Source organism: Micromonospora sp. NPDC051300, from assembly GCF_044455315.1.
Classification (GTDB): Bacteria; Actinomycetota; Actinomycetes; order Mycobacteriales; family Micromonosporaceae; genus Micromonospora; species Micromonospora robiginosa.
Genome location: NZ_JBITEP010000006.1, coordinates 168,216 through 188,894 on the forward strand (window position 1 = coordinate 168,216; position 20,679 = coordinate 188,894).

A 20,679-nucleotide genomic window follows, 5' to 3' on the forward strand; every position below is an offset into this window, starting at 1 on the left:
CGTCATGACGGGCCGGCGGGTCGGGCCGGTACGGGCGGCGGTGGGCCGTTGACCTCGCGTCGGGGCTCGGGCAGCCGACGGGCGGAGACCGCCAGGCGGGACACCCGTCGACCGTCGAGCGCCAGCACCCGCAGCAGCCAGCCCTCCGGATCGGTGCCGTCCGGGCCGTCGACCGGGTCGGCGGTGACCGGCACCTCGTCGCCGGTCACCGGCAGGCGGCCCAGCGCGGCCATCACGTAACCGCCGACCGTCTCGTAGGGGCCGGCCGGCAGCGGTACGCCGGTGCGCTCGGCGAAGTCGGCCAGGTTGAGCCGGCCGTCGACCACCGCCGGCAGCCCGGCCGGGTCGGACGGGCCGTCTGCCTCGTCGTGGATCTCCCCGACCAGTTCCTCGACCAGGTCCTCGCAGGTGACGATGCCGGCGGTGCCGCCGTACTCGTCGACCACCACGGCCAGGTGGTGCCCTTCCCGGCGCATCTCGGTGAGCGCCGCGAGCACCCGCTTGCTGCCCGGCAGCCGCTTCACCTCGCGGGCCAGCGCACCGACGGCGACCGGGCCGGCGGCCTCCGGCCGCAGCAGCACGTCCCGCAGGTGCACCAGGCCGACCACGTCGTCGTGCGTGCCGTCCACCACCGGGTAGCGGGTGTGCGGGTCGGCCCGGACCAGGCGCTGCGCCTCGGCGACGGGCAGGCCGGCGGAGAGGAAGACCACCTCGGTGCGGGGCACCATCACCTCACGGATCAGCCGCGCGCCGGCCACCAGCACCTCGTCGATGATCCGGCGCTCGTCCGGGTCGAGCAGCGTGTTCGCCGCCACCAGGTCGCGCAGCTCGGCCTCGCTGATCCGTTCCCGCCCGGCGGTGGGGCTGGCCCCGAGCAGGCCGGTGACCAGACGGGTGGCGCCGTCGGCGGCCCGCACCACGACCCGCGCCACGGCCCGGGCCAGCGGGCGGGGTTCGCGCCGGGGCCGCCCCGACGGTCGCCGCCGGGGCCCGGGACCACCCGCTTCCCGCATGACAAGCATGGTAGACAGCGCCCGCCGGAGGGTCGGGCCGATGTGCGGATCTGTTCAGTCCTGATGGATTGTGATGGAATGGTGCGGGGTTCACTCGACAGCGGGGGCACAGCCGCCGGCCGTAGGGTGATCACGAACGGCCGACACGGACGCGGCCAGGCAGGAGGACCGACGTGAAACTGCTCGTCACCGGCGGCGCCGGCTACATCGGCAGCGTGGTGACCCGGATGCTGCTCGACCACGGCCACCAGGTGACCGTGCTGGACGACCTGCGTACCGGGCACCGCGAGGCGCTCGCCCCCGACGCCACCCACGTCGACCTGCCCGTGCACGAGGCCGCCCGGGTGCTCACCCCCGACGCCGGCTTCGACGGCGTGCTGCACTTCGCCGCCCTGATCGCCGCCGGCGAGTCGATGACCCGCCCCGAGCTCTACTGGCAGACCAACACCGTCGGCTCGCTCGCCCTGATCGACGCGGTCCGCGCCGCCCGGGTCCCGCGGATGGTCTTCTCCTCCACCGCCGCCGTCTACGGCAACCCCACCGAGCTGCCCATCCCGGAAACCGCCGTCAAGGCGCCCACCAACACCTACGGGGCGACCAAGCTGGCCGTCGACATGGCGCTCACCTCCGAGGCGATCGCGCACGAGCTGGGCACCGTCTCGCTGCGCTACTTCAACGTCGCCGGGGCCTACCGGCACGACGGCGTGGCCATCGGCGAGCGGCACGACCCGGAGACGCACCTCATCCCGATCGCCCTCGACGTGGCCGCCGGCCGGCGCGAGAAGCTCCAGCTCTTCGGCGACGACTACCCCACCGTCGACGGCACCTGCGTCCGCGACTACATCCACGTCGAGGACCTCGCCCGCGCCCACCTGCTCGCCCTCGACGCGGCCACGCCGGGCCGGCACCGGATCTACAACCTGGGCAACGGCAACGGCTTCACCAACCGCCAGGTGGTCGAGGTGGTCCGCGAGGTCACCGGCCACCCGCTGCCGGTCGAGATGGCGCCGCGCCGCGAGGGCGACCCCGCCGAGCTGGTCGCGTCGTCCGCCCTGGCCCGCGACGAGCTGGGCTGGGTGCCGGCGAAGCCGACCCTGCACGACATGGTCGGCGACGCCTGGGCGTTCTACCGCGAGCACATCGCCGGGCCGACCTCGTGAGCGCGAGGAGTGAGCCGGGGTTGCGAGCCCCGCAGTCGCGAACGAAAGGCGGCGCGGTGAGCGGCGACGTCGCGGACCGCGCCACCGCCGGCTTCCGGCAGCGGTACGCCGCCGAGCCGGCCGGCCGCTGGGCGGCTCCCGGACGGGTCAACCTGATCGGCGAGCACACCGACTACAACGACGGCTTCGTGCTGCCGTTCGCGCTCCCCCTGCGTACCGTCGTCGCCGCGGCGCCGGGACCGGAGGGACGCTGGACGGTCGTCTCGGAGCTGGACGACGAGCCGGTGGAGTTCGACGCCGCGGCGGCCGACGAGCCCGGCCGGGTCGACGGCTGGGCCGCCTACGTGGCCGGCGTGGTGTGGGCGCTGCGCGCCGCCGGCCTCGACGTCCCCGGCGCGCGGCTCGCGATCGCCTCCGACGTCCCGGTCGGCTCCGGGCTCTCCTCGTCGGCGGCCATCGAGGCGGCGGTGCTGGCCGCGCTGGTCGACCTCGGCGACCTCGACCTGCCCACCGACAGGTGGCCCCGGCTCGCCCAACGCGCCGAGAACGACTACGTCGGCGCGCCAACCGGGATCATGGACCAGTCCGCGGTCGTGCGCGGACGGGCGGGGCACGCGCTCTTCCTCGACTGCCGCAGCGAGGAGGTCGAACAGATCCCGTTCGACCTGGACGCCGCCGGACTGGCCGTGCTCGTCGTCGACTCGCGCGCGCCGCACCGGCACGCCGACGGCGAGTACGCCGCCCGGCGCGAGAGCTGCGAACGGGCCGCCGCGGCGCTCGGGGTGACCGCCCTGCGCGACGTGTCCACCGCCGACCTCGACGCGGCACTGGCCCGCCTGGACGACGACGAGACCCGCCGCCGGGTCCGGCACGTGGTGACCGAGAACCAGCGGGTGCTCGACACCGTCGCGTTGCTGCGCGCCGACCGGGCCCGCGACGCCGGCCCGCTGCTGACCGCCTCGCACGCCTCGATGCGCGACGACTTCGAGATCACCGTGCCGGAGATCGACACCGCGGTCGAGGCGGCGCTGGCCGCCGGGGCGTACGGCGCGCGGATGACCGGCGGCGGCTTCGGCGGCTGCGTGCTCGCCCTGGTCGACGCGGACGCCGCCGACACGGTGGCCGCCGCGGTGACCGCCGCGTACGCCGAGCGCGGCTTCGCCGCCCCCGGCACCCTTACGGTGCTCCCCGCCGGCGGCGTTGCCCCCGTGTAAGGAAGGGCCCCTTCTTAACGCCTGGCGTCAAGAAGGGGCCCCCTCTCACACACAGCGGCTCAGCCGGCCTCGACGATCATGCCGGCGCCGACCGTGCGGTTGGTCGACTCGTCGATGATCACGAAGCCGCCGGTGGTGCGGTTGCGGCGGTACTCGTCGGCGAGCAGCGGCACGGTGGTCCGCAGCCGCACCCGGCCGATCTCGTTGAGCTTCAGCTCGCCGGCCGACTCGTCCCGGTGCAACGAGTTGATGTCCAGCCGGTAGTGCAGCTCGCGCACGATCGTCCGCGCCGACCGGGTGGTGTGCTTGATCGCGTACCTGCCGCCGACCTGGAGCGGCCGGCTCTCGTCCATCCAGCAGACCATCGCCTCGATGTCCTGCGCGACCATCGGGGCGTTGTTCGGCCGGCAGATCAGGTCACCGCGCGAGATGTCGATCTCGTCGGTCAGCCGGACCGTCACCGACATCGGCGGGAACGCCTCGTCCACCGGGCCGTCGGCCGTCTCCACCGAGGCGATCCGGCTGGTGAAGCCGGACGGCAGCACCATCACCTCGTCGCCAGGCTTGAGCACGCCCGAGGCGACCTGGCCGGCGTAGCCCCGGTAGTCGGTGACGGTGGTGGACTGCGGCCGGATCACGTACTGCACCGGGAAGCGGACGTCGACCAGGTTGCGGTCCGAGGCGATGTGCACCCGCTCCAGGTGGTGCAGCAGCGACGGGCCCTCGTACCAGGGCATGTTCTCCGAGCGGGTGACGATGTTGTCGCCCTGCAGCGCGGAGACCGGCACCACGGTCAGGTCCGGCACGTCGAGCTTCGCGGCGAACGCGGTGAACTCGTCGGCGATCCGCTCGTAGACCTCCTGCGACCAGTCGACCAGGTCCATCTTGTTGACGCACAGGACCAGGTGCGGCACCCGCAGCAGCGAGCAGAGGAACGCGTGCCGGCGGGACTGCTCGACCAGGCCCTTGCGCGCGTCCACCAGGATCAGCGCCAGGTCGGCCGTGGAGGCCCCGGTGACCATGTTCCGGGTGTACTGGATGTGCCCCGGGGTGTCGGCGATGATGAACTTGCGCCGCGGCGTGGCGAAGTAGCGGTACGCCACGTCGATGGTGATGCCCTGCTCCCGCTCGGCCCGCAGGCCGTCGGTGAGCAGCGCCAGGTTGGTGTATTCGTCGCCGCGCGCCGCGCTGACCGCCTCGACGGCGGCGAGCTGGTCGCTGAAGAGCGACTTGGTGTCGTAGAGCAGCCGGCCGATCAGGGTCGACTTGCCGTCGTCGACGCTGCCGGCGGTGGCGAACCGCAGCAGGTCCATCGGCCGGACGGTGGTCTCGCCGTCGGCCGGTGCCAGGGTGTCGACACTCATCAGAAGTAGCCCTCCCGCTTGCGGTCCTCCATGGCGGCCTCGCTGACCCGGTCGTCACCGCGGGTCGCGCCGCGCTCGGTGATCCGGGTGGCGGCCACTTCCTCGATCACCTTCTCCACCGTGTCGGCGTCCGAGCGGACCGCCGCGGTGCAGGAGGCGTCACCCACGGTCCGGTAACGGACCTGGGCCTTGAACGGCTGCTCGCCGGCGCGGGCCCGGAAGAACTCGTTGACCGCGTAGAACATGCCGTCGCGCTCGATCACCTCGCGCTCGTGCGCGAAGTAGATCGACGGCAGCGGGATCCGCTCCCGGGCGATGTAGTGCCAGACGTCCAGCTCGGTCCAGTTGGACAGCGGGAACACCCGGATCGACTCGCCCGGGTGGTGCCGGCCGTTGTAGAGCGACCACAGCTCCGGGCGCTGGTTCTTCGGGTCCCACTGGCCGAACTCGTCGCGGAAGCTGAACACCCGCTCCTTGGCCCGGGCCTTCTCCTCGTCCCGCCGGGCGCCGCCGAACAGCGCGTCGAAGCGGTGCTTCTCCACCGCGTCGAGCAGCACCGGCGTCTGGATCCGGTTGCGCATGCCGTCCGCCGACTCCCGGACCATGCCCTTGGTCAGCGCCTCCGGGACGCTCGCCACGATGAGCTGCAGGCCCAGCTCGGCCACCCGCTGGTCGCGGTAGTCGAGCACCTCGGGGAAGTTGTGCCCGGTGTCCACATGCATCACCGGGAAGGGGATGTTGGCCGGCGCGAACGCCTTCTGCGCCAGCCGGAGCATCACGATCGAGTCCTTGCCACCGGAGAAGAGCAGCACCGGCCGCTCCATCTCGGCGACGACCTCGCGCATCACGAAGATGCTCTCCGCCTCGAGCGCGTCGAGGTGCGACACCTGGTACGCGGCGGGGGACGTCATGACACGAACTCGATTTGCTCGGATCCGCACATCGGATTCCAGACCTTTCCGGTCGGACTCGTGAAGAAGAACGCTCAGGTTACCCGGAGTGCCGCTGCAACGCTGCAAGCAACCGACTCGCGAGATCCTTGCGGCAGACCAGCAGATCCGGTAGGCGCGGGTCGGCCCCGTTGTATTTCAGCGCAGAACCGTCGATCCGGGAAGCGTGCAGCCCGGTGGCCGTCGCCACAGCCACCGGAGCGGCCGAATCCCACTCGTACTGCCCGCCGGCGTGGATGTACGCGTCGACCTCGCCGGTGACCACGGCGGCGATCTTCGCGCCCGCCGAGCCCATCGGAACCAGATGAGCGCCGACATCCGCCGCCAGATCGGTCAGGAAAACCGGCGGACGGCTACGACTCGCCGCCAACCGGATGGTCCGCGCCCCGCCCGCCGTGGCCGCCTCCACCCGCATCGGCGGGTACGCCGGCGGATAGTCCGTGCCCAGGACCCGGTGCTGCGCCGGCAGGCCCACCGCGCCCGCCACCAGCCCGTGCGGCGTCGGCGCGTTGCGCGACCAGAGCGCCACGTGCACCGCCCAGTCCGCGCGACCCTCCTCGGCGTACTCCCGGGTGCCGTCCAGCGGGTCGACGATCCACACCCGGTCCGCGGTCAGCCGGGGAAGCGCCTCGCTCGTCACCTCCGCCGTCCAGGCCAGGCGGGACCCCTCGTCCTCCTCCGACAGGACCGCGTCCGCCGGGCGCCACCGGGCCAGCTCGGTCCGGATCAGGTCGTGCGAGACCTTGTCCCCGGCCGACCGCAACGCCCCGGCGTCCGCGAAGCCCATCTCCGCGCGCAGGTCGGTCAGCGCCTGACCGGCCCGCGACGCCAGCCAGCGGGCGAACGCGCCGTCGATCATCGGAGGACTGCCCATGGTGTTACCGCTCCCGTCGCCCGCCTTCGCTCACGTCGAAAGGCGCAGATTACCGGCCGCCACCGGAACCGCCGGTCAAGCCCCGTGGTACAGGTTCTGCGTCGGCTCCACACCCTTGGTGACCACCGACTCCACCACGTCCGCCGCGCGGTCGACCAGGAACTCCAGCTCCTTGCGCTCCGCCGCGGAGAAATCCGAGAGTACGAAGTCAGCCGGGTCCTGCCGTCCCGGCGGCCGGCCGACCCCGAACCGCACCCGCGCGTAGTCCTTCGTGCCGAGCGACTTCGACATCGACCGCAGCCCGTTGTGCCCGCCCTCGCCACCGCCGAACTTCACCCGCACCTGGCCGTAGCCGATGTCCAGCTCGTCGTGCACCGCGATCACCCGCGCCGGCGGGATCTTGTGGAACTGGGCCAGCCCCGCCACCGGGCCACCGGAGAGGTTCATGTAGGTCAGCGGCTTCACCAGCACCAGCTTCGGGCCGCCGAACCCCAGCCGCCCCTCGGCGGCCTCGGCCACCGCCCGCTTGTGCCGGCCGAACTTCGCGCCCACCCGAGCGGCCAACAGGTCGGCCACCATGAATCCGACGTTGTGCCTGTTGTTCGCGTACTCCCGACCGGGGTTGCCCAGGCCGACCACCAGCCACGGCCCCGCCTCGTCCGTCACCTGAGAACCCCTTCCCGCTCGCCTGCCCGACGCCCCGCTCCGATACGCCGACAGGCGCCCCCGAACACCGGGGACGCCTGTCGCACAGCCTGCGGACCGATCAGGCCTCGGTCTTCGCCTCGGCCTCGGCGGCCTCGCCCTCGGCCGGAGCGCCCTCCGGAGCCTCGGCGGTCTCCTCGCCGGCCTCGGCCTCGGCCTCCTCGGTGGCCTCCTCGACCTCGGGGAGGGTGGCCTCGAGCTGCTCGGCGGTCGGAGCGGCGGTCACCGAGGCGACAGCGGTCTCCTCGTCGGTGGCCAGCTCGACGCCGGACGGCAGCTCGACGTCGGCGGCGGTGATCGTGGTGCCCGGCTCGGCACCCTCGATCGACGCCTCCAGGTGGTCCGGCACCTTGGTCGCGTCGGCGGTGACCGACAGCGTGTCGTGGTCGTGCACGATCAGGGTGTCCTTCGCGGCCTCACCGGTCAGCTGGACCGGGACCTCGACGGTGACCTTCTCGCCGCGGCGGACCAGCAGCAGGTCCACGTGCTCGAAGCTGTCCTTGATCGGGTCACGCTGGATCGCCTTCGGCAGCGCCAGCACCTGGGTGCCGTCGCTGACCTCGATCGCGAAGAGCTGGTTGGCGCCGCCCTTGCGGATCGCGGCGGCGAACTCACGCGCCGGGAGCGCGATGTGCTTGGGCTTCTCGCCGTGGCCGTACAGCACGGCGGGCACCTTGCCGGCCCGGCGGGTACGACGGGCACCACCCTTGCCGAACTCGGTACGGGGCTCGGCGCTGATCTTTACCTCGGACACGGGGAAACTCCTGATGCTTCGCTGCGGCGGCTTGTCGTCTGGCGGTGCTGGGCGAGGGGCTCGCTGGGGCTCAAGGTCATGAACGACCGCCCGGAGCACCGCGTCGATGACGGCGCCTCCGTGCGGTGCTATTCAGCAGCCCGCCGGGCACCCTCGCCGTGGCAACCGCACTAGTCTACCCGAGCGGATTCCCGGCTCTCCGGCAGTCCCCATATCACCGCCCGGACCGGTCCGCAGGACAACGGGAGCGGCCGCCGGACGACGCCGGCGGCCGCTCCCCACGATCAGCTCAGGCCACCGAACAGGGTGGTCACCGACCCGTCGTCGAAGACCTCCCGGATCGCCCGCGCCAGCAGCGGCGCGATCGACAGCACGGTCAACTTGTCGAGCTGCTTCTCCGGCGGCAACGGCAGCGTGTTGGTCACCACGACCTCGCTGATCGGGCTGTTCTTCAGCCGCTCCGTCGCCGGATCGGACAGCAGCGCGTGGGTCGACGCCACCACGATCTCCGCCGCCCCCGACTCCTTCAGGATGTCGGCCGCCTTGGTGATCGTGCCACCGGTGTCGATCATGTCGTCCACGATCAGGCACACCCGGCCCTCGACCTCACCGACCACCCGGTTCGCCACCACCTGGTTCGGCTTCATCGGGTCCCGGGTCTTGTGGATGAACGCCAGCGGGCAGCCGCCCAGCCGGTCCGTCCACCGCTCGGCCACCCGCACCCGGCCCGAGTCCGGCGCCACCACGGTCATCGGACGGCCCGCGTACTTGTGCTCGACGTACTCGGCCAGGATGTCCATCGCGAACAGGTGATCCACCGGGCCGTCGAAGAAGCCCTGGATCTGCGCGGTGTGCAGGTCGACGGTAAGGATCCGGTTCGCACCGGCGGTCTTCAGCAGGTCGGCCACCAGCCGCGCCGAGATCGGCTCCCGCCCCCGGTGCTTCTTGTCCTGCCGCGCATACGGGTAGAACGGCAGGACCACGGTGATCCGCTTGGCCGAACCGCGCTTCAGCGCGTCGATCATGATCAGGGTCTCCATGACCCAGGTGTTCACCCCGTGCGTCACGGACTGCACCACGAAGGCGTCCGAACCACGCACCGAGTCCTTGAACCGTACGAAGATCTCACCGTTGGCGAACTCGTAGGCGTCGGCGGGCGTCGGCGCGACGCCGAGCACCTCACCGATCTCCTTGGCCAGCTCCGGAAAACCCCGTCCGGAGAAGAGCATCAGGCTCTTGCGGTTCTCGGCGACGATGCTGCCCATGGGCCCGTCTGCTCCCGTGTGTCGGTGGTGCCCGGCGGAGGTGGGGCCGGGGACTGTTCGGTTGCAGTATCCCCCCGGTTCACCGGTCCACCCATGGCCCGGCCGTCCCCGTGGATTCAGTCACCTTCGCTTGCGGACCCACCCGACTCCGACGCACCCTCGCCGGCCCGCCGCGCCGCCTCCGCGGCCGCCGTGCCGGACCGCTTGCGCAGCACCCAGCCCTCCACGTTGCGCTGCTGGCCACGCGCCACCGCCATCGCGCCCGCCGGCACGTCCCCGACGATCACCGAACCGGCCGCGGTGTACGCGCCGTCACCCACCCGCACCGGCGCCACGAACATGTTGTCCGCCCCGGTGCGCGCGTGACTGCCGATGGTGGTGTGGTGCTTGCGCACCCCGTCGTAGTTGACGAACACCGTGGCGGCGCCGATGTTGCTGTGGTCGCCGATCGTCGCGTCCCCCACGTACGACAGGTGCGGCACCTTCGAGCCCTCACCGATCGACGCCTTCTTGGTCTCCACGAACGTGCCGACCTTCGCCTTGCGGGCCAGCCGCGACTCCGGCCGCAGGTACGCGTACGGGCCGACGCTGGCCTGCGGGCCGACCTCGGCGCCCACCGCGTGGCTGCGCACCACGCTCGCGCCCTCGCCCACCACCGTGTCGACGAGCGTGGTGTCCGGGCCGACGAGCGCGCCGGCGCCGACAGTGGTGGCGCCCTGCAACTGGGTGTTCTGGTCGAGCACGGCGTCCCGCTCCACGGTCGCCGTCACGTCGATCCAGGTGGTGTGCGGGTCCAGGATGCTCACCCCGGCGCGCATCCAGCCCTCGTTGACCCGGTCGCGCAGCAACCGGCGCAGCCCGGCCAGCTCCACCCGGTCGTTGCAGCCGAGCGTCTCCACGTGGTCGGCCGCCACGTGCACCGCGACCGGCTCACCCGCGTCCCGCAGCAGGGCGAAGACGTCGGTCAGGTATTCCTCGCCCTGGTCGTTGTCGGTGGAGAGCTTGCCCAACGCCTCGCGCAGCCGGGCCACGTCGAACGCGTAGATGCCGGCGTTGATCTCCCGCAGCGCGCGCTGCTGCGGGGTGGCGTCGCGCTCCTCCACGATGTGCTCCAGCCGCCCCTGCACGTCCCGCACGATCCGGCCCAGGCCGGTCGGGTCCGGCACCTCGGCGGCCAGCACGGTGGCCGCCGCAGCGGCCTCCTCGTGCGCCTCGACCAGGGCCACCACCGTCTCCGGTCGCAGCAGCGGCACGTCGCCGTTGATCACCACGACCGTGCCGGTGGCGTCCGGCACCGCGTCCAGCGCCATCCGCACGGCGTGCCCGGTGCCGAGCTGGCGCTCCTGGAGCACCGGGGTGGCCGCCGGGGCGACCTCGCCCAGGTGCGCCCGGACCTGGGCGGCGCCGTGACCGACCACCACCACGGTGCGGTCCGCGCCCAGCGGCTCGGCGGCGGCCAGGACGTGACCGAGCAGGGTACGGCCGAGCAGGGGGTGCAGCACCTTGGGCAGGGACGACTTCATCCGCTTGCCCTCACCGGCGGCGAGCACGACAACGGTGCGGAGGTGGGGCTGGGACACGACGTGGCTCCCGTCGGGACGGCGACAGTCTCGCGGTCATGCTAACCACGCGACGGAGGGCAAAGAGCAGAAGCTCCCGGGAGAGGATTCGAACCCCTATAATCAGGACCAAAACCTGACGTCCTGCCATTAGACGACCCGGGATGGTCGAAAACGGGCGAAAAGGATCCCGCCCGACGGCTGACTACACCTTACCGGTCGCGGGGTGGATCTTCACCGCTCATTCCTTTCATGATCCCTTCGATCCGCCAGTAGAGCCGACTCCCGCCCACCACGTGCACGACCAGGCAACCCCGGTAGTCGGCGCCGACGTTCTTGCGCGTGGTCGCGGGACGATGCCTCTTGATCGTGGTGCGCTGGAAGCGGTCTGCCGGCACCCCCACCCGATCCGCCCACCACCACCACCGCACCGCCGCACCGTCGTCGGCCGTCTCGTGGATGCTGACCCGAAACCGCCGATCCTCGGGCGACACCTCGACGGCGTCCAGAAACCGCAGGAAGAGTCCCACCAGCATCGGGTCACTGTTGACGAACTTGATCCGGCAGTCGTTCGGACGCCACGGCTTGGCCTTGCCGCCCTCACACCAGTAGATCGCCGCCCCGATCAGCAACAGCTCGCGTCGGCTGAGCCGCCGCACCCATCCGGCGGCCGCCGCGGTCTCCTCGGCCCGGGCGGCATCGCGCGCCGCACGGCGGGCAGCCCACTGGGCGTCGGAACGGGCCTGCTGGGCGATCTCCCGCCGCCGCCGTACCAGCGCCGGATCGAGTGGCAGATGCCGGGTCCACAGGTAGGCCGTCGACTTGGCGACGCCGAGTCGGGCCGCGATCTCGTTCACCGGGGAACCGGAGCGTCGAAGCGCGGGCGTGCTGCTCGGGTTTCCGTCCACGGTAGGCGGACGGGTGCGTCGAACCGTTCTCGCAGCCATGCCGGACATCTTGGAACACGCGTACGACAGATCGTGGACCGGTCGGCCCGCGCGGGCAGCGCCTGGCAGGATGGGGCGGGTGACCGATCTTCCCGGCAGCGACCGCGCTCGCCGGCGGGCCGTCCCGGCTGCCAAGCCCTCCCGGGTCCGGATGTCCGCGACGCAGCGACGCGAGCAGTTGATCTCGATCGCGCGGCAGATCTTCGCCGAGCGCGGGTTCGACGCCACCTCGATCGAGGAGGTGGCGTCGCGGGCCAAGGTCTCCAAGCCGGTGGTCTACGAGCACTTCGGCGGCAAGGAAGGGCTCTACGCGGTGGTGGTGGACCGCGAGGTCCGCTCGCTGCTGGACCGGATCACCACGGCGTTGACCGCCGGTCATCCCCGGGAGCTGTTGGAGCAGGCGGCGCTGACGTTGCTGACCTACATCGAGGAGGAGACCAGCGGGTTCCGGGTGCTGGTCCGCGAGTCGCCGCTGATGTCGGCGACGGGCAACTTCAGCAGCGTGCTCAACGACGTCGCGCACCAGGTGGAGCACATCCTCGGCGCGGAGTTCTCCAGTCGTGGCTACGACCCGAAGCTGGCCGAGCTCTACTCGCAGGCGCTGGTGGGCATGGTGGCGCTGACCGGACGCTGGTGGCTGGAGGTCCGCAAGCCACGCAAGGAGACGGTGGCGGCGCACCTGGTGAACCTGGCCTGGAACGGCCTGTCGCACCTGGAGTCGAAGCCGGGCCCGATCAGCGGTTAGGACCCTCGGCGACCGGGTGGTAGCGGCGGCGGCGTTCCTCGTCGGCGTGCTCGGGCGGCCCGACCTTGTCGTAGAGGCCGGTGGCGAGCAGGATCAGCCCGAACAGCATCGACACGATGACCGTGGACATCGAGAAGTTGAGGAAGTTCGCCGAGGTCTGCAGCACGGACATCATCAGGATGCTGGTGACCAGGAAGACCGCCCCGGCGGTGAGGTTCATGTAGTGCCCGAGGTTGTCGCGGCGCGACGCGCCCAGCAGGAGGACCGCGCCGAAGATCACCGACACCAGCGAGAAGGCCAGGTTGGTGCGCAGCCCGAGGGCCCAGTTGGCGTCCCGGCCGAACAACCCGTCACCCCAGGTCTGGAACACCCCGTAGACGCCGAAGACCAGGATGTAGAGGCCGATGAGCCCGGACAGCACCCGGTAGAGCGGTCGCGCGGGGTGGTTCACCGGGAAGTGCGCCATGGTGCCCTCCAGTCCGTCTGACTGATTCGGGGCAATTGTCGCCTGGGCCGCCCGGTTCCGTCCCGGAAACGCCGACGGCCCGGCGCGCTGCGCCGGGCCGTCGGGACGGGTCGGGATCAGAGCACCAGGCGGGCCTTCTGCCAGGCCTCGTGCTCGTCGTCGGTGCCGACCTTGCCGTACATGCCGACCACCAGGAGCACCAGCGACAGGGTCAGGACAACGATCACCGTCATGATCGAGAAGTTGAGCACGTTGGCGTCGGTCTGGAGGAAGGCCAGCGCGGCCAGGCCGATGACCATCAGGGTGTAGGCCATCCACTGGTTGATCAGCACGTCGAGGTTGCGGCCGATCGCGACGCCGGCCAGGATCACCACGCCGATCAGCACGGACAGCAGCGAGAAGCCCATGTTGGCGCCCTGGCCGAGGACCTTGGTCTCGTCCTGCGCGAAGAAGTCGTTGCCGGCGCTGGCGATGACGCCGAGCGCACCGAAGACGACGAAGTAAAGGCCAACGAGCCCGCCGATCGCCCGGAAGATCGGCCGCGCGGGGTGGTTGACGGGGGTGTGGGCCATCTCTGCGTCTCCAAGACCGTTCGGATGAGGGTTCCACCGCTGATTGTCCCGTACGCCGGTCAGTGACGCCGCACACCCCCCGCGGTCAGCCGCCCGGCAGTTCCTCGGCCAGCGCCAGCCACGTCTCCTCGGTGCGGTCCCGCTCGGCCCGCACCTCCTTGAGCTGGGCGTCCAGCTCGGCGACCCGGGCATAGTCGGTGGCGTTGGCGGCCAACTGCTCGTGCAGGGCCGCCTCCTTCTGCTCCAGCTTGGCGATCTGCCGCTCCAGCCGGTTGAGCTCCTTCTTCGCGGTGCGTACCTCGGCGGCGGACATGCCGTCGCGGGCCGGGACGGCCGTGCCCGGGGTGAGGTCGGCGGGCGCCGGGCCGCCGGCCGCGGCGGCGCGCGCCAGGTACTCGTCGATGCCGCCGGGCAGGTGCACCAGCCGGCCGTCGCCGAACATCCCGTACGCGACGTCGGTGACCCGCTCGATCAGGTAGCGGTCGTGGCTGGCCACCACGATGGTGCCGGGCCAGGAGTCGAGCAGGTCCTCCAGCGCGGCGAGGGTGTCGGTGTCCAGGTCGTTGGTGGGCTCGTCGAGCAGGAGCACGTTGGGCTCGCCGGCGAGCAGCCGCAGCATCTGCAGCCGGCGACGCTCACCGCCGGAGAGGTCGCTCACCGGGGTCCAGAGCCGCCTGTCGTCGAACCCGAAGATCTCGGCGAGCTGGGCGGCGCTGATCTCCCGGTCGCCGAACTGCACCCGGCGGGCCACCTCCTCGACCGCCTCCAGCACGCGCAGGTGGCCGGGGAGTTCGGCCAGCTCCTGGGAGAGGAACGCCGGCCGCACGGTCTGCCCGGCGGCGAAGCGCCCGCCGTCGGCGCGGGTCACGCCGGCGAGCAGCCGCAGCAGGGTGGTCTTGCCGGCGCCGTTGCGCCCGAGCACGGCGACCCGGTCGCCGGGGCCGACCTGCCAGGTGGTGTCGCGCAGGATCTCCTTCGGGCCGGCGTGCAGGGTGACGTGCTCCAGGTCGTACACCTGCTTGCCGAGCCGGGCGGTGGCGAGCCGTTGCAGCGACATGGTGTCGCGCAGCTCCGGCACGTCGGCGATCAGCGCGTTGGCCGCGTCGATGCGGAACTTGGGCTTCGAGGTCCGTGCCGGCGGGCCGCGACGCAGCCAGGCGATCTCCTTGCGGAGCAGGTTCTGCCGGCGGGCCTCGGTGGCCGCGGCGATCCGTTGCCGCTCGACGCGGGCCAGCGTCCAGGCGGCGAAGCCGCCCTCGTAGGCCCGGACGGTCTGGTCGGCCACCTCCCAGGTGGCGGTGCAGACCTCGTCGAGGAACCAGCGGTCGTGGGTGACCACGACGAGCGCGCCCTTGCGGGTGACCAGGTGCCGGGCCAGCCAGTCGACGCCGCCGACGTCGAGGTGGTTGGTGGGCTCGTCGAGGACCAGCAGGTCGGCGTCGCGGACCAGCAGGGCGGCGAGCGCGACCCGGCGGCGTTCCCCGCCGGACATCGGGCCGACCGGCGTGTCCAGGCCGAGGTGGGGCATGCCGAGGCCGTCGAGGATGGCCCGGACCCCGGCGTCGCCGGCCCACTCGTGCTCGGCGCCCATGCTCTCGCTGAGCCAGGCGGTGCCGAGCACCACGTCGCGGACGGTGAGGTCTCCGGCCAGGTCCAGGCGCTGCGGCAGCCAGGACACGCGCAGGTCGCGGCGGTGGGTGACCCGGCCGTCGTCGGGTTCCTCGGTGCGGGTGAGCATCCGCAGCAGCGTCGACTTGCCGGCGCCGTTGAGACCGACCACGCCCACCCGGTCGGCGTCGTCGAGGCCGAGCGAGACGTCGGTGAGCAGCGGCCCGGCGGCGCCGTACCCCTTGGACACCCGGTCCAGGTTGACGATGTTGGCCACAGGACCACCTTTCACGACTCAGGCGCCCCGGGGGCCGGGACGCCTGGGTCAAGGGTACGGGGCCTCAGACGATGCGGGCGCCGTGCACCGGACCGTGCGCGACCCGCGCCTCCCGGCACACGCCGGCGGCGGTCAGCTCGCCGGCGATCCGCTCCGCGTGAGCCGCGTCGGCGGCGAGGAACACGCAGGTCGGGCCGGAGCCGGAGACGATGCCGGCGAGCGCGCCGGCCGCCTCGCCGGCCTTGAGTGTGTCGGCCAGCGACGGGCGCATGGTCAGCGCGGCGTCCTGGAGGTCGTTGCCGAGCGTGGCGCCGAGCACCCGCGGGTCCCGCTGGCGCAGCGCGCCGAGCAGCGCGTCGGTGCTGCCCAGCGGCGTGCCGGCGGCGCCGGTGTCACGCAGCCGGTCCAGCTCGCGGTAGGCGGCCGGGGTGGAGAGGCCGCCGTCGGCGATCGCCACCACCCAGTGCCAGGAGGTGGGGCGGGCCAGCACCGGGCTGACCGCCTCGCCCCGGCCGGTGCCCAGCGCGGTGCCGCCGTGAATCAGGAACGGCACGTCGGAGCCGAGGTCGGCGGCGATGCCGGCCAGTTCGTCGCGGGACAGGCCGGTGCCCCAGAGCGCGTCGCAGGCGACGAGCGCGGCGGCCGCGTCGGCGCTGCCGCCGGCCAGCCCGCCGGCGAGCGGGATCGTCTTGCGCAGGTGCAGCCGGGCGTGCGGGGCGACGCCGGCGTAGCCGGCGAGGGCGTGCGCGGCGCGCAGCACCAGGTTGGTGTCGTCGAGGGCCAGCTCGCCGGCGCCCTCACCCTCCATGGTGAGGGCGAGCGTGTCGCCACGGCGGGCGGTCAGCTCGTCGTAGATGGAGATCGCGTGGTAGACGGTGTTCAGCTCGTGGTAGCCGTCCCGGCGCAGCGGCCCCACCCCGAGGTGCAGGTTGACCTTGGCGGGCACCCGCACCTTGACCGGACCGCTGGCCCCGCGCCGCTGCCCGTCCTCGTCCTCCGGTCGCCAGGCCTCGGTCACCGGGGAAGCTCCCGCGGCCACGGGCGGATGTCGAACGGCTTCTGCACGGTCACTCCTCGGCGGGGTCGGGCAACGGCGCCAGCCTACTGGGCGGCGGCGGGGCCGTCCGGGGCCGACGCGGCGATGGCGGCGAACTGCTCCACGGTGAGTGACTCCCCGCGTGCGCCCGGGTCGACGCCGGCGGCGGTGAGCGCCGCGGCGGCCCGGTCCGCGCCGCCGGCCCAGCCGGCCAGCGCGGCGCGCAGCGTCTTGCGGCGCTGGGCGAACGCGGCGTCGACGACCGCGAAGACCGCCGTACGGGGTACGTCCGGGCGGGGCGGCTCGCGGCGGGTGAACGCGACCAGCCCGGAGTCGACGTTGGGTACCGGCCAGAACACGTTCGGCGGGACCTTGCCGGCGGCCCGGGCGCGGGCGTACCAGGCGAGCTTGACCGAGGGGATGCCGTACACCTTGGAGCCGGGACCGGCGACGAGCCGGTCGGCGACCTCCTTCTGCACCATCACCAGGCCGTGCCGCAGGGTGGGCAGCTCGGCGAGGAGGTGCAGCACCACCGGCACGGCCACGTTGTAGGGCAGGTTCGCCACCAGCGCGGTGGGCGCCGGGTCGGCCAGGTCGGCGGCGGTGACCCGCAGCGCGTCGGCGGGGTGCACGGTGAGCCGGGTGGCGTCCGGGCCGGCGAACCGCTCGGCGGTGGCCGGCAGCGCGGCGGCGAGCGTCGGGTCGAGTTCCACGGCGTGCACGTGCGCGGCGACCGGCAGCAGCGCCAGGGTGAGCGAGCCGAGTCCGGGGCCGACCTCCAGGGCGACGTCGTCCGGGGTGAGGCCGGCGGCGGTGACGATCCGGCGCACGGTGTTCGGGTCGTGCACGAAGTTCTGGCCGAGCTTCTTGGTCGGCGTGACGCCGAGCCGCGCGGCGAGTTCCCGGATCTCCGCCGGGCCGAGGAGTCCGGTCACGCCCCGTAGCGTAAGCGCCTCGGCGTCGCGGTTAGGAGGGGCCCCTTCTTATCGCCTGGCGTTAACAAGGGGCCCCTCCTTTCACCACGGGCCGAATGCGCGCTCACCGTTGGTGGACAGTGCGGCGCAGAGCGTCTCCAGGTCGGCGCCGGTGGTCTCGGCGAGGAACCGCACGGTCAGCGGGATCAGGTACGAGGCGTTCGGCCGGCCCCGGTGCGGCATCGGGGTGAGGTAGGGCGCGTCGGTCTCCACGAGCATCTGCCCGGGCGGGGTGACGGCGGCGGCCTCGCGCAGCGCGGCGGCACTGCCGAAGGTGACCGTGCCGGCGAAGCTCAGCAGGAAGCCGCGTCGGACGCACTCGCGGGCGAAGTCGGCGTCGCCGGAGAAGCAGTGCATCACCACGGTGTCCGGCGCGCCCTCGTCGTCGACGATCCGCAGCACGTCGGCGTGGGCGTCCCGGTCGTGGATGACGAGCGCCTTGCCGTACCGCTTGGCGATGGCGACGTGCGCGCGGAAGCTCTCCTCCTGCGCGGCCCGCCCCTCGGCGCCGGTGCGGAAGAAGTCCATCCCGGTCTCGCCGACGCCGCGTACCCGGTCCCGCCCGGCGAGCGCCTCGATCTCGCGCAGCGCCTCGTCCAGGTCCGCCAGGCGGGGCGCCTCGTTGGGGTGCAGCGCCACGGTGGCCAGCACCGCCGGGTGCCGGTCGGCGACGTCGGCGCCCCAGCGGGACGACTCCACGTCCACGCCGACCTGCACCAGCCGGTCCACGCCGACCCCGGCGGCGACGGCGACCGCGGCGGCGACCGGGTCGGCGTCGCCGGGGCCGCCGGGCGGCGTGCCGTACTCCCCGACGGTGATGTCGAGGTGGGTGTGGCTGTCCAGGACGGGCACCGGCAGCGGCTCGGGGGCGGGCGGGAACTCGCCAGCCCGGCGGGCCGCGCGCTGCTTGCGGGTCTCGGTCTGCTCGGTCATCGCGGCCAGCATCACACACCCGCCGGCGGCGCCGTTCCCGGACCGCCACCGTCTGTTCACACGCCCCACATCTGGCCGGCTTAGCGTCCCGGCGTGACCGTCACTGACCAGGCCGGCGGGGCCGCCTCCGAGCGGACCGGGTTGCGCGTGACGTACGACGGCCGGGTGCACCCGGCCGAGGAGATCGCCCGGGGCGCGGCGTACGAGTTGTTCAGCGCCGACGAGGCGCCCGGCTTCGAGTGGTGTCCCCGGCCCGGCGCCGGTCACCCGTGGCGGAGATTCGTGCACGCCACCGAGGTGCAGGCGGTGCACGGGGCGGCGGAGCCGGCCGAGGAGGGCGACGCGCCGCTGTTGATGCCGGTGCACCGGGAGCACGGCTGGTCGTACGTGCACCGGCTGAGCCAGCGGCCGGCGGCGGCGGGCGATCCGACGCTGGCCGCGGTGCGGGCGTCGGCGGTGATCCGGCCGGGCACCCGGATGGTGAAGGTGCTCTCCGCGCGGCAGCTCGCCGGTTACGTGCGCGGGTGGCTGCCGCACGGTTTCTGCTACCGGGAGCACGACGTGGCGCACCTGCGTACGCCGGCCGGGATGGCGGTGCTGCGGGGCGACCCGGAGGGCGGCGACGTGGCGTACGCGTTGCGCTGGCGGGCCGCCGACCCGGCCGACTACGACGTGCCGGTCGGCCCGGCGCACCGTGGCCTGACCGTCCTGCCGCCCCGGGACCGGCTCGGCCCGCCGGTGCTGGGCACCGGTTTCGTGCCGAGCGACGCCCAGCTCGTCCCGGAGTTCGTCACCCGGGACTTCGCCGACCTGCCGATGCCGGCGAACGCGACCCTGCTCGCCTATCCGGCCGAGGGTGTGGAGGTGGTGCTCTACACCTACCAGGCGGAGCAGCGGGGCTGGCTGCGGTTGGCCGGCCCGCAGTGGCGGCACCTGCTGGCGGCGGTGCCGGGGCTGGCCGCCGACCAGGAGTACGTGCCGACCGGCGACGCGCCCCGCTCCACCCAGCTCGTCGGCGGGTACGCCGGCACGGAGTACGAGGCGGTGGCCGACCAGCCGGGCGGTTTCCGGGTGCTGGCGATGACCCGGGCGGCCCGCTATCCGGTGGAGGCGGCGAGCCGCCGGCTGCGGACGGCCGCCTGGCGCGGGGTGCCCTGCCTGGTGCTGCGGGAGGAGGCGGGCTGGTTGCGGTTGCGGCTGCGCCGCCCGGATCCGGACGCGGTGGCCCTGACCGGGGCACAGTGTCACGAACGCGGCGTCTACGAGGTCTGGGCGCCGGGCGCCGAGGTGGCCGACGACCGGGTGGTGGACCTGCCGTATCCGGGGCCGAACGCATAGACGGCGGCGGGTCGGGAAGGCGTCGGGGGTCCGAGACCCACGCGTAGGGGGAATTCCGACATGCCTTTCGTCACCGTCGGTACGGAGAACTCCGCACCCATCGACCTGTACTACGAGGATCACGGTTCCGGTCAGCCGATCGTGCTGATCCACGGTTTCCCGTTCAACGGGGCCACCTGGGAGAAGATGAGCGGTCCGCTGCTCGCCGCCGGGTACCGGGTGATCACGTACGACCGGCGCGGGTTCGGCAGTTCCGCCCAGCCGGCGTCCGGTTACGACTACGACACGTTCGCCGCCGACCTGGACGTGCTGATGACCGAACTGGACCTGCGCAACGCGATCCTGGTCGGACACTCGATGGGCACCGGCGAGGTGACCCGCTACCTGGGCGCCTACGGGTCGGACCGGGTGGACCGCGCGGTCCTGATGGCCCCGTTGGCGCCGTTCCTGCTGAAGACCCCGGACGACCCGGAGGGCGTCGACAAGAGCATGTTCGAGGGGTTCCAGAAGGCGATCATCGCCGACCGGTTCGCCTACCTGAGCCAGTTCTGCGACGCGTTCTTCAATGCCAGCGAGAACCGGGGCAAGCTGGTCAGCGACGAGGCTTACCACGCGCACTGGCAGATCGGCGCGCAGGCGTCGGCGAAGGGCACCCACGACTCGGTGGACGCCTGGCAGACCGACTTCCGCGGGGACCTGCCGAACATCGACGTACCGGTGTTGATCATCCAGGGCGACAAGGACAACGTGCTGCCGTACCCGGTCACGGGCCAGCGGCTGGTGAACATGCTGTCCGACGCCAAGCTGGTGACCTTGAAGGGCGCGCCGCACGGCACCCCGTGGACGCACCCGACCGAGGTCAACAACGCGATCATGGAGTTCATCGGCAAGCCGAGCATGGCCAACGCCTGACCGTTCGACGAGC

Annotated in this window: 19 protein-coding genes, 1 tRNA gene and 1 pseudogene; 5 read left to right on the plus strand and 16 right to left on the minus strand. The window is 72.6% G+C overall.

What is annotated here, in order from left to right; translation table 11 throughout:
• Positions 1 to 2: 2 nt before the first annotated feature.
• Positions 3 to 1,013 carry a hemolysin family protein gene (locus ACIA5A_RS09315; protein ID WP_396758502.1) on the minus strand — a complete coding sequence of 337 codons (1,011 nt, stop codon included), beginning with the start codon at positions 1,011 to 1,013 and terminating at the stop codon, positions 3 to 5.
• A gap of 173 nt (positions 1,014 to 1,186) precedes the next feature.
• Here ACIA5A_RS09315 and galE point away from each other — a divergent pair, with 173 nt between their 5' ends.
• Together galE and galK are read left to right on the plus strand one after the other, a co-directional pair.
• Positions 1,187 to 2,173 carry a UDP-glucose 4-epimerase GalE gene (gene galE / locus ACIA5A_RS09320; protein WP_396758505.1) on the plus strand — a complete coding sequence of 329 codons (987 nt, stop codon included), beginning with the start codon at positions 1,187 to 1,189 and terminating at the stop codon, positions 2,171 to 2,173.
• A gap of 56 nt (positions 2,174 to 2,229) precedes the next feature.
• Positions 2,230 to 3,387 carry a galactokinase gene (galK, locus tag ACIA5A_RS09325; RefSeq protein ID WP_396758508.1) on the plus strand — a complete coding sequence of 386 codons (1,158 nt, stop codon included), beginning with the start codon at positions 2,230 to 2,232 and terminating at the stop codon, positions 3,385 to 3,387.
• 59 nt (positions 3,388 to 3,446) lie between these two features.
• Here galK and ACIA5A_RS09330 read toward each other — a convergent pair whose 3' ends face one another.
• The 9 genes and pseudogenes from ACIA5A_RS09330 to ACIA5A_RS09370 form a co-directional block, all read right to left on the minus strand.
• Complete coding sequence (locus ACIA5A_RS09330) at positions 3,447 to 4,751, minus strand: sulfate adenylyltransferase subunit 1 (RefSeq protein ID WP_396758511.1); 1,305 nt, start codon at positions 4,749 to 4,751, stop codon at positions 3,447 to 3,449.
• Positions 4,751 to 5,662: a sulfate adenylyltransferase subunit CysD gene (gene cysD, locus ACIA5A_RS09335; protein ID WP_396758513.1), complete on the minus strand. Its 912-nt coding sequence runs from the start codon at positions 5,660 to 5,662 to the stop codon at positions 4,751 to 4,753. The genes ACIA5A_RS09330 and cysD overlap by 1 nt, the downstream gene beginning before the upstream one ends.
• Before the next feature lie 79 nt (positions 5,663 to 5,741).
• A complete protein-coding gene (locus ACIA5A_RS09340; protein WP_396758516.1) occupies positions 5,742 to 6,575 on the minus strand; it encodes an inositol monophosphatase family protein in 834 nt (277 codons plus the stop codon).
• Between the two features lie 75 nt (positions 6,576 to 6,650).
• Complete coding sequence (gene pth, locus ACIA5A_RS09345) at positions 6,651 to 7,241, minus strand: aminoacyl-tRNA hydrolase (protein WP_396758519.1); 591 nt, start codon at positions 7,239 to 7,241, stop codon at positions 6,651 to 6,653.
• A 100-nt stretch (positions 7,242 to 7,341) separates the two neighbouring features.
• Complete coding sequence (locus tag ACIA5A_RS09350) at positions 7,342 to 8,034, minus strand: 50S ribosomal protein L25/general stress protein Ctc (protein ID WP_396758522.1); 693 nt, start codon at positions 8,032 to 8,034, stop codon at positions 7,342 to 7,344.
• Positions 8,035 to 8,318: 284 nt separating this feature from the next.
• Entirely contained in the window at positions 8,319 to 9,299 is a 981-nt protein-coding gene (locus ACIA5A_RS09355; RefSeq protein ID WP_396758525.1) for a ribose-phosphate diphosphokinase, read from the minus strand.
• A gap of 56 nt (positions 9,300 to 9,355) precedes the next feature.
• Positions 9,356 to 10,879, minus strand: a pseudogene (glmU, locus tag ACIA5A_RS09360) (bifunctional UDP-N-acetylglucosamine diphosphorylase/glucosamine-1-phosphate N-acetyltransferase GlmU); the annotation flags it as partial.
• 73 nt (positions 10,880 to 10,952) lie between these two features.
• A tRNA-Gln gene (locus tag ACIA5A_RS09365) sits at positions 10,953 to 11,023 on the minus strand.
• 47 nt (positions 11,024 to 11,070) lie between these two features.
• The gene (locus tag ACIA5A_RS09370; protein WP_396758528.1) at positions 11,071 to 11,715 is read right to left on the minus strand and encodes a resolvase; all 645 of its coding nucleotides are present in this window, start codon (positions 11,713 to 11,715) and stop codon (positions 11,071 to 11,073) included.
• 169 nt (positions 11,716 to 11,884) lie between these two features.
• On the opposite strand from ACIA5A_RS09370, the gene ACIA5A_RS09375 reads away from it, so the two are divergent.
• Positions 11,885 to 12,550: a TetR family transcriptional regulator gene (locus tag ACIA5A_RS09375; protein WP_396758531.1), complete on the plus strand. Its 666-nt coding sequence runs from the start codon at positions 11,885 to 11,887 to the stop codon at positions 12,548 to 12,550.
• On the opposite strand, the gene ACIA5A_RS09380 is transcribed toward ACIA5A_RS09375, so the two are convergent.
• The 6 genes from ACIA5A_RS09380 to ACIA5A_RS09405 all read right to left on the minus strand — a co-directional run bounded on the left by ACIA5A_RS09380 (position 12,540) and on the right by ACIA5A_RS09405 (position 18,428).
• Complete coding sequence (locus ACIA5A_RS09380) at positions 12,540 to 13,016, minus strand: DUF4383 domain-containing protein (protein ID WP_396758534.1); 477 nt, start codon at positions 13,014 to 13,016, stop codon at positions 12,540 to 12,542. The genes ACIA5A_RS09375 and ACIA5A_RS09380 overlap by 11 nt on opposite strands.
• A gap of 116 nt (positions 13,017 to 13,132) precedes the next feature.
• Positions 13,133 to 13,588, minus strand: coding sequence for a DUF4383 domain-containing protein (locus ACIA5A_RS09385; RefSeq protein ID WP_396758537.1), 456 nt, complete (start codon positions 13,586 to 13,588; stop codon positions 13,133 to 13,135).
• 85 nt (positions 13,589 to 13,673) lie between these two features.
• Positions 13,674 to 15,473 (minus strand): ABC-F family ATP-binding cassette domain-containing protein, encoded by a 1,800-nt coding sequence (locus ACIA5A_RS09390; RefSeq protein WP_396758540.1) that lies wholly within the window; start codon positions 15,471 to 15,473, stop codon positions 13,674 to 13,676.
• Positions 15,474 to 15,537: 64 nt separating this feature from the next.
• The gene (locus ACIA5A_RS09395; RefSeq protein ID WP_396758543.1) at positions 15,538 to 16,491 is read right to left on the minus strand and encodes a 4-(cytidine 5'-diphospho)-2-C-methyl-D-erythritol kinase; all 954 of its coding nucleotides are present in this window, start codon (positions 16,489 to 16,491) and stop codon (positions 15,538 to 15,540) included.
• Between the two features lie 83 nt (positions 16,492 to 16,574).
• Positions 16,575 to 17,444, minus strand: coding sequence for a 16S rRNA (adenine(1518)-N(6)/adenine(1519)-N(6))-dimethyltransferase RsmA (gene rsmA / locus ACIA5A_RS09400; RefSeq protein WP_396758546.1), 870 nt, complete (start codon positions 17,442 to 17,444; stop codon positions 16,575 to 16,577).
• Positions 17,445 to 17,525: 81 nt separating this feature from the next.
• A complete protein-coding gene (locus ACIA5A_RS09405; RefSeq protein WP_396758808.1) occupies positions 17,526 to 18,428 on the minus strand; it encodes a TatD family hydrolase in 903 nt (300 codons plus the stop codon).
• A gap of 81 nt (positions 18,429 to 18,509) precedes the next feature.
• Between ACIA5A_RS09405 and ACIA5A_RS09410 the strand changes: the two genes are divergently transcribed.
• Positions 18,510 to 19,754 carry a hypothetical protein gene (locus tag ACIA5A_RS09410; RefSeq protein ID WP_396758548.1) on the plus strand — a complete coding sequence of 415 codons (1,245 nt, stop codon included), beginning with the start codon at positions 18,510 to 18,512 and terminating at the stop codon, positions 19,752 to 19,754.
• 60 nt (positions 19,755 to 19,814) lie between these two features.
• Positions 19,815 to 20,666, plus strand: a complete 852-nt coding sequence (locus ACIA5A_RS09415; protein WP_396758551.1) for an alpha/beta fold hydrolase — start codon at positions 19,815 to 19,817, stop codon at positions 20,664 to 20,666.
• Positions 20,667 to 20,679: the final 13 nt, after the last annotated feature.